Source organism: Azospirillum sp. B506, assembly GCF_000333595.1.
GTDB lineage: Bacteria > Pseudomonadota > Alphaproteobacteria > Azospirillales > Azospirillaceae > Azospirillum.
Genome location: NZ_BADK01000793.1, coordinates 1 through 12,463, shown reverse-complemented (window position 1 = coordinate 12,463; position 12,463 = coordinate 1). Strand labels below are relative to the sequence as shown.

13 protein-coding genes are annotated in these 12,463 nt (G+C 67.3%); 8 read left to right on the top strand and 5 right to left on the bottom strand.

What is annotated here, in order from left to right:
- The 3 genes from hemH to rho form a co-directional block, all read left to right on the top strand.
- Positions 1–1,012 (top strand): ferrochelatase (gene hemH / locus I71_RS25060; RefSeq protein ID WP_083897388.1); only part of this gene is annotated, 1,012 nt, incomplete at its 5' end.
- Between the two features lie 42 nt (positions 1,013–1,054).
- Entirely contained in the window at positions 1,055–1,483 is a 429-nt protein-coding gene (gene hemJ / locus I71_RS25055) for a protoporphyrinogen oxidase HemJ (RefSeq protein ID WP_083897387.1), read from the top strand.
- A 379-nt stretch (positions 1,484–1,862) separates the two neighbouring features.
- A complete protein-coding gene (rho, locus tag I71_RS25050) occupies positions 1,863–3,119 on the top strand; it encodes a transcription termination factor Rho (RefSeq protein WP_014249179.1) in 1,257 nt (418 codons plus the stop codon).
- A 119-nt stretch (positions 3,120–3,238) separates the two neighbouring features.
- On the opposite strand, the gene secB is transcribed toward rho, so the two are convergent.
- Together secB and I71_RS25040 are read right to left on the bottom strand one after the other, a co-directional pair.
- A complete protein-coding gene (secB, locus tag I71_RS25045; RefSeq protein ID WP_042700113.1) occupies positions 3,239–3,724 on the bottom strand; it encodes a protein-export chaperone SecB in 486 nt (161 codons plus the stop codon).
- 178 nt (positions 3,725–3,902) lie between these two features.
- Complete coding sequence (locus I71_RS25040) at positions 3,903–4,481, bottom strand: FxsA family protein (RefSeq protein ID WP_244434037.1); 579 nt, start codon at positions 4,479–4,481, stop codon at positions 3,903–3,905.
- Between the two features lie 236 nt (positions 4,482–4,717).
- On the opposite strand from I71_RS25040, the gene I71_RS25035 reads away from it, so the two are divergent.
- Both I71_RS25035 and I71_RS25030 read left to right on the top strand, forming a co-directional pair.
- Positions 4,718–5,413, top strand: coding sequence for a Tim44/TimA family putative adaptor protein (locus tag I71_RS25035; RefSeq protein ID WP_042700108.1), 696 nt, complete (start codon positions 4,718–4,720; stop codon positions 5,411–5,413).
- Between the two features lie 16 nt (positions 5,414–5,429).
- Positions 5,430–6,632 (top strand): murein transglycosylase A, encoded by a 1,203-nt coding sequence (locus I71_RS25030; RefSeq protein ID WP_042700106.1) that lies wholly within the window; start codon positions 5,430–5,432, stop codon positions 6,630–6,632.
- An 84-nt stretch (positions 6,633–6,716) separates the two neighbouring features.
- Here the strand turns inward: I71_RS25030 and hslU are convergent, their stop codons facing one another.
- The 3 genes from hslU to I71_RS25015 form a co-directional block, all read right to left on the bottom strand.
- On the bottom strand, positions 6,717–8,063 hold the full coding sequence (gene hslU / locus I71_RS25025) for an ATP-dependent protease ATPase subunit HslU (RefSeq protein ID WP_042700121.1): 1,347 nt from the start codon (positions 8,061–8,063) through the stop codon (positions 6,717–6,719).
- Positions 8,064–8,068: 5 nt separating this feature from the next.
- Positions 8,069–8,632 (bottom strand): ATP-dependent protease subunit HslV, encoded by a 564-nt coding sequence (gene hslV, locus I71_RS25020; RefSeq protein WP_042700103.1) that lies wholly within the window; start codon positions 8,630–8,632, stop codon positions 8,069–8,071.
- Between the two features lie 101 nt (positions 8,633–8,733).
- Complete coding sequence (locus I71_RS25015; RefSeq protein ID WP_042700100.1) at positions 8,734–10,314, bottom strand: S1C family serine protease; 1,581 nt, start codon at positions 10,312–10,314, stop codon at positions 8,734–8,736.
- 135 nt (positions 10,315–10,449) lie between these two features.
- Between I71_RS25015 and hisB the strand changes: the two genes are divergently transcribed.
- The 3 genes from hisB (at position 10,450) to I71_RS25000 (ending at position 12,344) form a co-directional block, all read left to right on the top strand.
- The gene (hisB, locus tag I71_RS25010; RefSeq protein WP_042700118.1) at positions 10,450–11,073 is read left to right on the top strand and encodes an imidazoleglycerol-phosphate dehydratase HisB; all 624 of its coding nucleotides are present in this window, start codon (positions 10,450–10,452) and stop codon (positions 11,071–11,073) included.
- A gap of 61 nt (positions 11,074–11,134) precedes the next feature.
- Positions 11,135–11,779 (top strand): imidazole glycerol phosphate synthase subunit HisH, encoded by a 645-nt coding sequence (gene hisH / locus I71_RS25005; protein WP_042700097.1) that lies wholly within the window; start codon positions 11,135–11,137, stop codon positions 11,777–11,779.
- 4 nt (positions 11,780–11,783) lie between these two features.
- Entirely contained in the window at positions 11,784–12,344 is a 561-nt protein-coding gene (locus tag I71_RS25000; protein ID WP_042700094.1) for a GNAT family N-acetyltransferase, read from the top strand.
- The last annotated feature ends 119 nt before the right edge of the window (positions 12,345–12,463 follow it).

The following is a 12,463-nucleotide window of genomic DNA, read 5'->3' as shown; positions in this document are numbered from 1 at the left end:
GTCCGGACGCGCCGGAGGCGGTGCGGCCTTTCTGTTTCAACTGTTCGCCGATCNGGCCATCATCGGGCTGCCGAACCCGTTCCGTTTCATGATCGCCAGCCTGATCAGCGGACGGCGGGCCAAGCCGGCGACCGCGATCTATGCGCAGATCGGCGGCAAGTCGCCGTTGCTGGAGAACACGGAAGCCCAGGCGGCGGCGCTGGAAGCCATGCTGGGGGCGGATCCGGCCGTTGCCGGGGCGGAGACCAAGGTCTTCATCGCCATGCGCTACTGGCACCCGATGAGCGCCGAGACGGCCGCCCGCGTGAAGGCCTACGACCCGGATCTGGTGGTGCTGCTGCCGCTCTATCCGCAATTCTCCACCACCACCACGGCATCGAGCGCCAAGGCGTGGCATGAGGCGGCGCGCACCGTCGGGCTGACGGCGCCGACGAGGCTGCTGTGCTGCTACCCGACCCAGGCCGGCTTCATCGACGGCGCGGCGGACCTGATCCGCCCGCTCTACGAGGCCGCCAAGGCCCATGGCAAGCCGCGCGTCCTGTTCTCCGCCCATGGGCTGCCGAAGAAGGTGGTGGCCGCCGGCGACCCCTATCAGTGGCAGTGCGAGCGGACCGCAGAGTCCATCGCCGCGGCGCTGGGCATCGACGATCTGGACTGGATCAACTGCTACCAGAGCCGTGTCGGCCCGATGGAGTGGATCGGCCCCAGCACCGACGCCGAGATCCGCCGCGCCGGCCAGGACGGCGTGCCGATCCTGGTGGTGCCGATGGCCTTCGTGTCGGAGCATTCCGAGACGCTGGTGGAGATCGAGGTCGAATACCGCCACCTTGCCAAGGAGGCGGGGGTGCCGCACTTCACCCGCGTGCCCACTGTCGGGGTCCATCCCGGCTTCATCGACCGGTTGGCCAAGCTGGTGCGTCAGACCGTCGCTGGCAAGGCGGCGATCTGTTCGCAGAAGGGCGACCGGGTCTGCCCATCCAACTTCTCCGGCTGCCCGCAGGTGCGGCCCTGAGTTGCAACTGCCGAACCGCAAAGACAAAAGGGAACACGCCCGGTGCTGTACGAATGGATCAAGGCGCTGCACGTCATCAGCATCATCGCCTGGATGGCGGGGCTGCTCTATCTGCCGCGCCTGTTCGTCTATCACTGCCAGGTGCCGGCCGGATCCGAGGCGTCGGAGACCTTCAAGGTGATGGAACGCCGCCTGCTGCGCGCCATCATGAATCCGGCGATGATAGCGGCCTACGTGTTCGGCATCGCCATGATCGTGCTGACTCCGGAGTGGATGAAGCAGGGCTGGCTGCATGCCAAGCTGCTGTTCGTCCTGCTGCTGACCGTCAGCCACATGATGATGGCCCGCTGGCGCCGGGACTTCGCCGAGGACCGCAACAGGCGGCCGCAGCGCTTCTACCGCATCGCCAACGAGGTGCCGACGCTGCTGATGATCGGCATCGTCATCTTCGTCATCGTGAAGCCCTTCTGACCGGCCGCAGGTGAATCCCCGGTCTTCCACCCCCCGGAAAAAGCGGAATCCGCGACCTGCGCCGGTTTCGCTTTCGTTTGACTTGCGCCCGCCGATCCGATAACCATGTCAGGACCACGGGGTTTTCGCCCCGCGGCCTCCCACGCCCACATCTGCCGATCCGACGCTCTGATCTTGAGCCGGGCCTGGTGGCTGGCGAATCGCTTCCGTGCGGCCATTTTCCGGACGCCCTGGTGCGCCTTCGCCGAAGCACCACCCGCTGCCCACCCGACGCGACCGCGTTGCGGCCTCCGCCGCCCCCAGCCGCCGTCGGCCGGACCCTCCGGCACCCCCCATCCCCAAGGCCATTCCCCCGCATGACGATTTCACAGGCAATCCGATGCATCTCCAAGAGCTGAAGTGCAAAAGCCCCGCCGAACTGCTGGCGTTCGCGGAGGAGCTGCAGATCGAGAACGCGAGCACGCTGCGCAAGCAGGACATGATGTTCGCGATCCTGAAGCAGCTGGCCGAGAACGACATTCCGATCTTCGGCGACGGCGTGCTGGAGGTGCTGCAGGACGGGTTCGGCTTCCTGCGCTCGCCGGAAGCCAACTATCTGCCGGGTCCTGACGATATTTACGTCAGCCCCAGCCAGGTGCGCCGCTTCGGCCTGCGCACCGGCGACACGGTGGAAGGGCAGATCCGCTCGCCCAAGGATGGCGAACGCTATTTCGCCCTGCTGAAGGTCAACACCATCAATTTCGATGCGCCTGACAAGGTCCGTCACCGCATCAACTTCGACAACCTGACGCCGCTCTATCCGGAAGAACGCATCCGGATGGAGGTCGAGGACCCGACCAAGAAGAACCTCACCGGCCGCATCGTCGATCTGGTGGCGCCGCTCGGCAAGGGGCAGCGCGGGCTGATCGTGGCGCCGCCGCGCACCGGCAAGACGGTGATGCTGCAGAACATCGCCCACTCGGTCGCCACCAACCATCCCGAAGCCTATCTGATCGTCCTCTTGATCGACGAGCGTCCGGAAGAAGTGACGGACATGGCCCGCTCGGTCCGCGGCGAGGTCATCAGTTCCACCTTCGACGAGCCGGCGACCCGCCACGTCCAGGTCGCGGAAATGGTGATCGAGAAGGCCAAGCGGCTGGTCGAGCACAAGCGCGACGTGGTGATCCTGCTGGACTCCATCACCCGTCTGGCCCGCGCCTACAACACGGTGGTGCCGTCATCCGGCAAGGTGCTGACCGGCGGTGTCGACGCCAATGCCCTGCAGCGGCCCAAGCGCTTCTTCGGTGCCGCCCGCAACGTGGAAGAGGGCGGGTCGCTGACCATCATCGCCACCGCGCTGATCGACACCGGCAGCCGCATGGACGAGGTGATCTTCGAAGAGTTCAAGGGCACCGGCAACTCGGAAATCGTGCTGGACCGCAAGCTCTCGGACAAGCGTACCTTCCCGGCCATCGACATCTCCAAGTCGGGCACCCGCAAGGAGGAGCTGCTGGTCGACAAGGGCACGATGTCGAAGATGTGGATCCTGCGCCGCATCCTGATGCCGATGGGCGTGACCGACGCGGTCGACTTCCTGGTCGACAAGCTGAAGCACACCAAGTCGAACAACGAGTTCTTCGAAAGCATGAACCAGTAGGATTGTGCCGGATCCGCCTTCCCCTCCGGGGGAGGGCGGAACAGAAAAAAGGGCGGGGACCTTCCGGTCACCCGCCCTTTCTCTTTTCGGCTCAGCGCGGCCTCCTGATCCTTCGGAGATCAGAAGGGCGGCTGCTGCGGCGCGGCCTCCTGGGCCGACTGGCGGTGATACAGCTCCGCAAAGTCGATCGGGTTGATCATCAGCGGCGGGAAGCCGCCTTCGCGGGTCGCGCTGGAGACGATGGCGCGGGCGAACGGGAAGATCATCCGGGCGCCTTCGATCATCAGGACCGGGCGGTGATGCTCTTCCGGCAGGCCGGGGAACTGGAACAGCGCGCCATAGGCCAGCTCGACCAGGAAGGCGACCGACTCGCCCTGGCGGGCTTCGCAGCGCAGGTTCAGCGTCAGCTCGTAGATGTCGTCGCCGACCTTTTGGCCCTGAACGTCGACGCCGATGTTCACCTGCGGCTGCGGCTGGTTCGGCAGCAGGCTCTGCGGGGCGTTGGGGTTCTCGAAGGAGAAGTCCTTCACATACTGCGCGAGGACATGCATCGGCAGCGACGACGTCTGCTGCTGCTCGGCGCCGTTGCTCATCTGATCGGACATAACGGACTCCTAATCGCCGGCCCGCGTCCCGACCCCGGTGTGGACCAGGGCAGGGGCGGCGGGCCGACCCGGATGTGAGGTGACAGGGTTTGGTTCGCGACGGTTGTGCCTTCGCCCAAGGGGCTGGCTATCACGGATCGGCCGTCCTGCCAACGGAAACCACCGGCCGGCCGGCGGCTCAGCGCCGCTCATCCGGGCGGTGCTTCCCCCATTGGGAATCGGTCAGCCGCGGCGCCTCGCGATCGTCCTCTTTTTCTCCGGGAGTGACGTCGCGGTAATCGACGTCGATCACGCCGGGGGCGGGACGGAACGGGTCATCGGCACGGCGGGGGCCGTCAGCGCCGAACTCCGCGCCGCCGAAGCCCTGACCGCTGGCGCTGGCGCTGCCGAATCCGCCCGTGGTTGCGGTGAAGACCGGCACCCCGGCACCCAGACGGCCGAGCAGCCAGCGGCCGATGCCGCGGCGCAGGGGCCGGATCAGCAGCATGATCCCGAGGATGTCGGTCAGAAAGCCGGGGATGATCAGCAGGATGCCGGCAAGCACGGCGCAGAAGCCATCCAGCACCGTGCCGATCGGCGCCTCGCCCCGTGCGGCCGCCGCCTGGGCCTTGGTCAAGGAGGCCACCCCCTGGTGACGGACCAGCAGAACGCCCACCACCGCGGACAGGGCCAGCAACCCGATGGTCGGCCCCGCGCCGATCCAATCGCCGACCTGGATGAGTCCGACGATCTCCAGGATCGGCAGAAGAAGGATCACCAACAGGGGATTCAGGGTGTCCTTGCTCTTCGGGCTCGTTGCCCCTATCTAGGTTTGGATAGGTCGTCCGGTCAAAGACTGGCGACTTCATCCAATTGGCTGTTACTGCCGGGCAAGCAACACGTAATGCCGCCCGGCGGCAAGGTCCAGAGGCGGGCCGGATCCGCCGGCGAATTCGCCGCGGTTCAACGTTCGCGACAAATCGTTTTGGCACGGTGTTTTGGAAGGAACGGATGATGGGAGACGGGTTCGTGTTCATCGAGATCGTGATCTTCGCGATGATCGCGGCCTTCCTCGTCTATCGGCTGCGCAGCGTTCTCGGCCGCCGGACGGGGGAGGAGCGGCAGCGCTCCAACCCCTTCACGTCCGCTCCCGGCGCTGCGAAGCCCGACAATGTCGTGCCTTTGCCGGAGCGCAACCGCCCGCGGCCCGATGTCGCAGCCGGTGCCGACGTGATCGCGTCCGACGAGCCGCTGTCGCTCGCTGCCTCCATCGACCAGATCCGGGCCGCCGATCCCAATTTCGACGAGAAGCATTTCCTGGACGGCGCCAAGGCCGCCTTCGCCATGATCGTCGATGCGTTCGCCCGTGGCGACACCGCGACGCTGCGCCCGCTGCTGGCCGACGATGTCTATGAGAGCTTTGCCCACGTCATCCGTGACCGGCAGGCGGCCGGCGAGCAGCATGAGGCCCGCATCGAGCAGGTGCGCGAGGCCGAGGTGGTGGAAGCCAAGCTGGATGCCGGCCGCACCGCCCGCGTCACCGTGCGTCTGGTTTCCGATCAGGTGAATGTGGTGCGCGACCGTACCGGCGCCGTCGTCGATGGCGATCCCAAGGCCCTGGTGGAGAACACCGACGTCTGGACCTTCGCCCGCAACCTGCGTTCCCGCGATCCCAACTGGGTGCTGGTTGAGGTTCGGCCGGTCCAATAATGGACAACCACCAACAATGGCTTTCCATCACCGTACCGGTTTCAGCGCCATCGCCCTCTTCGGGGCGGTGGCGTTGCTGTTTTCGGCCTGCGCCCCCAGGGAAGAGGCCAAGCCGCCCCCCGAAGCGCTGACCCTGGCGCCGCTGTCCTTCGCCGATCTGCCGGGCTGGCGCAGCGATCCGGTTGCCCAGGCGGTGCCGGCGCTCGCCCGTTCCTGCGCGCGGTTCAAGACCCAGCCGGCAGACCGGCCGGTCGGACCGAACGGGCTGGGCGGCACCGTCGGCGACTGGCTGTCTCCCTGTGCCGGACTGGCGGATCTGCCCTCCGGCGACGATGCCGCCGCCCGCGCTTTCTTCGAGGCCAACTTCACTCCCTATGCCGCCGGCAACAACGGCACACGCGAAGGGCTGTTCACCGGCTATTACGAGGCCGAGCTGGAGGGCAGCCTGCGCCCGGATCCGGCCTATCCGGTGCCGCTCTACCGCCGGCCGCCCGATCTGGTGATGGTCGATCTCGGCGATTTCTCCGACCGCTGGAAGGGCGAGCGCACCGCCGGCCGCGTGATCGACGGCAAGCTGAAGCCTTACGAGGATCGCGCCGCCATCGTCGCGGGGTCACTCAAGGGCAAGGGGCTGGAACTGGTCTGGGTCAAGGACCCGATCGGCGCTTTCTTCCTGCAAATCCAGGGGTCGGGGCGGATCCGGCTGGCGGACGGCAGCGAAACCCGCATCGGCTATGCCGGTCAGAACGGCCACAAATACGTCGCCATCGGCAAGGAGCTGATCGACCGCGGTGCTCTGAAGCGGGAGGAGGTCTCGTTGCAGACCATCCGCGACTGGCTGCTTGCGCATCCCGATCAGGCCTCGGCGGTGATGAACGTCAATCCGTCCTACGTCTTCTTCCAGCCACTGACCGGTGACGGCCCGAATGGCGCCCAGGGCGTGGCGCTGACCCCCGGCCGCAGCCTGGCGGTGGATTCCAAGTTCATGCCTTATGGGGTGCCGGTCTGGCTGGATGCCGAGGACCCGGTCGAGACCGGGCAGCGGCTGCAACGGCTGCTGGTTGCCCAGGACACCGGTGGGGCGATCCGCGGCCCGGTGCGCGGCGACGTCTTCTGGGGTCATGGCCATGATGCGGAGCGCAGGGCAGGGGTGATGAAGAGCCGTGGAACCTACGCGCTGCTGCTGCCGAAAAGCGTGAAGGTGGCGGCCGGCGGATAGGGGCGGGCAGGGGAATGTTTCACGTGAAGCAGGGGGCGACCGTCCAGACAGTTGCCCGGGCACTCGATCGGGCGCCCCCTCTCTTCACAGGATGAACTTCGACAGGTCCGCGTTCTTCGCCAACCCGCCGACCCGCTCGCGGACCAGGGCGGCGTCGATGGTGACGGTCTCTCCCGCGCGGTCGCTGGCGGCGAAGCTGATCTCCTCCAGCAGTCGTTCCAGCACCGTGTGCAGGCGCCGCGCGCCGATGTTCTCGACCGAGCTGTTGATCTCCGCCGCCAGTCGGGCCAGCTCGTCGATGCTGTCGTCGGTGAAGACCAGATCGACCTCCTCCGTCTTCATCAGCGCCTTGTACTGGCGGATCAGGCTGGCCTCCGGCTCGGTCAGGATACGCTTGAAATCGTCCTGGCTCAGCGCCTTCAGCTCGACCCGGATCGGCAGGCGGCCCTGCAGCTCCGGTAGCAGGTCCGACGGCTTGGCGACGTGGAAGGCACCGGACGCAATGAACAGGATATGGTCGGTCTTGACCGGCCCGTGCTTGGTCGAAACGGTGGTGCCCTCGATCAGCGGCAGCAGGTCGCGCTGGACGCCCTCGCGGCTGACATCGGCGCCGCGGGCATCGGACCGGGCGGAGATCTTGTCGATCTCGTCGAGGAAGACGATGCCGTTCTGCTCGACCGCGCGGATCGCTTCCGCCACCACCTTTTCCTGATCCAGCAGCTTGTCGGACTCCTCGGCCATCAGCACGCCGTGGCTTTCGGACACCGTCATGCGGCGGGTCTTGGTGCGGCCGCCCATCATCTTGCCGAACATGTCGTTCAGGTTCAGCATGCCCATCTGGGCGCCCGGCATGCCGGGAATGTCGAAGGTCGGCATGCCGGCCGGCGCACCGGTGTCGGCGACCTGGATTTCGATCTCCTTGTCGTTCAGCGTGCCTTCGCGCAGCATCTTGCGGAACTTGGCGCGCGTCTCGGCACTGGCGCTGTCGCCGCACAGCGCGTCGAGCACCCGCTCCTCCGCCCGCAGCTCCGCCTTGGCGGCGACCTCCTTGCGCAGGCGCTCGCGGGTCAGGCCGATGGCGGCCTCGACCAGATCGCGGACGATCTGCTCGACATCGCGGCCGACATAGCCGACCTCGGTGAATTTGGTGGCTTCCACCTTCAGGAAGGGGGCCTGGGCCAGCCGGGCGAGGCGGCGGGCGATCTCGGTCTTGCCGACGCCGGTCGGCCCGATCATCAGGATGTTCTTCGGCAGCACCTCTTCCCGTAGGCCCTCGGGCAGCTGCTGCCGGCGCCAGCGGTTGCGCAGGGCAATGGCGACGGCGCGCTTGGCCTCGTTCTGGCCGACGATGTAGCGGTCGAGTTCCGAGACGATCTCGCGCGGGCTGAAGGCGGCGCTGTCGGCGGAGACGGAAGCGGATTGGGTCGTCATGGCGCTCACAGCTTTTCCAGGGTGACGTTTTCGTTGGTGTAGACGCAGATGCCGGCGGCGATCTTCATCGCCTTGCGTGCCACCGCCTCCGCATCCATCCCGTCGATGTCGATCAGCGCACGCGCCGCCGACAGGGCGTATGAGCCGCCGGAGCCGATGCCGATCAGCCCATCCTCCGGCTCCAGCACGTCGCCATTGCCGGTCAGCACCAGGCTGACGGACTTGTCGGCGACGGCCATCATCGCTTCGAGACGGCGCAGGTAGCGGTCGGTGCGCCAGTCCTTGGCCATCTCGACGCAGGCGCGGGTCAACTGGCCGGGATACTGCTCCAGCTTGCCTTCCAGCCGTTCGAACAGGGTCATCGCGTCGGCGGTGGCGCCGGCAAAGCCGGCCATCACCGTGCCGCCGGCCAGCCAGCGGACCTTGCGCGCGTTGGCCTTCATCACCGTCGGGCCGACCGAGACCTGCCCGTCGCCGGCGATCACCACCTGACCGTTCTTACGCACCGACAGGATGGTGGTGCCGTGCCACTGGATGGGATCGTGAGGATTGGACGCTGAATAGGTCATGCGGAAACCACGCTGGAGAATGGGAAACGGCCCCGCCGCCCCGGATCGGAGGCGCCGATGCGGGAGCATGAGTCCTCTCTCGTGGCGGCAGGACATCCGGTCTATGTGGGAGGGGCACTGTCGCCGTCAAGCATGTCGCCGTCGGCTGCGTCGTCGTTCCACACCGGCCTGGTCGGACCGTTTCGGCGTGTTTTGCCGTGCTGGGCCGGAACGGATGACAGGGCGGGGCCGGCCGGATCCGCCCCCAGCCGGTCGAGCAGCGGACCGAGCGCCAGGAACTCGACCAGCCCGGCCGGCTTCGCCGCGGAGTCGGTGGCGGCCGATGCCACGCCGATCAGCGCACCGCTTCCGTCCAGCAGCGGATCGCCCGCCTCGGTCACCGTGCCGAAGAGGGCAGCCGAGCCCAGATCCGCCTGGATCAGGGGGGCGCCGGTCCCGCTATCCGGCGGCAAGCCGCCGACGATGCCGACGATGTCCCGACGATGTCCTGCCGACACGATCCGCACCGGTTCGCTGACATGCAAGGTCCCGGCACGGATGGGAATGGCGGGCAGCCGGGCCGGTACCCGAACCAAGGCGAAGCCGCTTGCCGCATCGCGCCCGACCGTCCAGCCGGTCAGCTCCACCCCGCGGGCCGGCCGCACCGTGACTGTGGGGTCGGATCCGGGCAGGAGAGCCAGCAACACCGCCTGCACCTCGCCTGACACATCGGTTTCGCCGATCACCAGCCCGTAGGATCCGCCGACCGGTATTCTTGCCGCCGCGAACCGGGCGGATCCGGTTCCCGTGCGCAGCAGCAGGCGGCTTGGCGCAGCCGGCCTGAGTGCGGCGGCCGGAACGGCTGGGGCGGGGAGAACTGGTGCAATAGGTGGTGGAGTAGCGACTGGCGGCGCAACGACCGCCGGAGCTGGGGACGGTGCGGCCGGCATCAGCGGGATAGGGCCGGATCCAGCCGATGCGGCCGATGCGATTGAGGGAAGCGCTGTCGGCGTGGCTGCGGAGGAAGCGGGCAGGGTGCCGCCCGACAACAGGGCCCGGAAACCGGCATCGGCGGCCAGGGACTCCACCGCCGCGGCGAAGGCCTCCTCGACCAGAAAGGTGTCGCCCTGCGGCACGCCGCTCTCATGCGCGGTGGCGCCGGTGGTGACCACTCGGTGAACCAGCCCGCCGCCACGCGCGTCGTAGACCGTCCACTCCACCTTCACACTGCCGGTGCCGGAACTGCCCTTGCTGCTGCCGGTCAGCCAGTTGGTGCGGTGGCACAACTCCAGCTGCACGTCCCGCAGGTCGCCCTGGACGGTGAAACGGGCGCGGCTGCGATTGCCGTCGGGATTGTCGGGACCGCCGGGCCGGCCGACCACGTCGAAGCCGGCGGCGGTCATCACTTCGGCAAACCGCTCGTCGAAGGTGGAGCCACGCCGCATGTTGACGCCGCTGGTCCAATAGACGTCGTCATAGGGCGGGGCGCAGTCGATGCCCCAGACATAGCGGCCGATCTGCATTCCCCGCCGCATCGACCCGATCGTCATCTCTCCGAAACGGAAGGGAGCGGTTGTCCCGGCAGCAACCGGGCGCACGGCATTCCCGACGGGCGGTGGCGGCGTCAGGCCGCCACACCCCGCCGGCAGAAGGCCGAGGAAGAGGATCAGGATCGGGACAATCGGGCGCCGGAGGATCGTCATAAGCGGATATGCACGTATGGAGTGTGCAAGACTGTACCTTGCACACCTTTGTAGGACAATCGTCGGAATGGACAGGTGGCGCATCAATCGTGCCCGATGCTGGCGCGTGGGGATGCTTCCTGCTACAAAACCGCCATGGAACAGACCCCCATCAACGGCGGCCGCCGCGCCTCGATCGAGCGGAACACCACCGAGACCCGGATCCGGGTCGCGCTGAACCTTGACGGCACCGGCGTCTACGACGTCAAGACGGGGGTTGGTTTCCTCGACCATATGCTGGAACAGCTGTCGCGCCACAGCCTGATGGACCTGACGGTCCTGGCCGACGGCGACCTGCACATCGACTATCACCACACCACCGAGGACACCGGCATCGCCATCGGCATGGCGGTGGCGAAGGCTCTGGGCGACCGCAAGGGCATCCAGCGCTACGGCCATTCCTACATTCCGATGGACGAGACGCTGACGCGGGTGGCGCTGGACTTCTCCAACCGGCCCTACCTGATCTGGAAGGTGAATTTCACCCGCGACAAGATCGGCGATTTCGACACCGAGCTGTTCCGCGAGTGGTTCCAGGCCTTCGCCATGGCCGCGGGCGTGACGCTGCACGTCGAAAACCTGTATGGCGAGAACAACCACCACATCGTGGAAAGCTGCTACAAGGCGCTTGCCCGCGCGCTGCGCGCCGGGGTGGAGATCGACCCGCGCAAGCGCGATGCGGTGCCCTCCACCAAGGGCACGCTCGGCGGATCGCTCTGACGGCGGGGCCCCGGTCCAACCAACCCTTCTCCGCCGTCCTATCGGAAGGTTTGTCACGTTCATGGAAACGGTCGCGCTGATCGATTACGGCTCCGGCAACCTGCGCTCCGCCGCCAAGGCGATCGAGCGCGCCGCCGGTGAAGCCGAGGCCGCCTACACTGTTCTCGTCACCTCCGACGCCGATGTGGTCCGCCGGGCCGACCGGGTGGTGCTGCCCGGCGTCGGCGCCTTCGCCGACTGCAAGCGCGGCCTGTCGGAGGTTCCCGGCATGCTCGACGCGCTGGAAGAGGTGGTGCACCGTCGCGGCCGCCCGTTCCTGGGCATCTGCGTCGGCATGCAGCTGATGGCCGAACGCGGGCGCGAGTATGGCGTGACCGAGGGGTTGGGCTGGATCCCGGGCGAGGTGGTGAAGCTGGATCCATCCGATCCGACCCTGAAGATTCCCCATATGGGCTGGAACGAGCTGAATGTCCGCCGCCCGCACCCGGTGCTGGCCGGACTGCCGGAGGGCGCGCACGCCTATTTCGTCCATTCCTATCAGTTCAAGCTGGCCGATCCCGACACGCTGATCGCGTCCGCGGACTATGGCGGCCCCTTCGCCGCGGTGGTCGGGCGCGACAATCTGGTCGGCACCCAGTTCCATCCGGAAAAGAGCCAGGCGACCGGCCTGGCGCTGATCGCCAATTTCCTGCGCTGGAAGGTCTGAACCGATGGCCGAGATCGCCATCGACAAGATCGATGCGCTGAAGACCGCGGACCTGCACGACCTGTGCGACGCGGCCGACGATGCCATCCGCGCCGGTGGCGGCTTCGGCTGGGTCGAGCCGCCGCCGCGCGACGTGATGGAGCGCTTCTGGAAGGGCGTGCTGGTGGTGCCGGAACGGGTGCTGTTCGTCGCCCGCCTCGACGGGGTGGTGGCCGGATCCGCCCAGCTGGTCAAGCCGCCGCGCAACAACGAGGCGCAGGCCCATGCCGCCCAGCTGACCACCAGCTTCGTCGCCCCCTGGGCGCGCGGCCATGGGCTGGCCCGCCGCCTGACCATGGCAGTGGTCGAGGAGGCGCGCAGCGTCGGCTTCAGGGTATTGAACCTGGACGTCCGGGTGACGCAGGAGGCGGCCATCGCGCTCTATGAGTCGCTCGGCTTCAAGCGCTGGGGCACCCATCCCTTCTACGCGCTGGTGCAGGGAAAGCCGCTTGCCGGACACTTCTACTGCAAGGACCTTGAGCCTTCTCAACAGCCGCCTGCCCAACAACCGCCAGCCACGCCATAGGAAGACGCCCGCGATGATCATCTATNCCGCCATCGAACTCAAGGACGGTGCCTGCGTCCGCCTGCTGCGCGGCGAGATGAGCCAGGCCACGGTCTTCACACCGATCCCGGCGAAAAGCC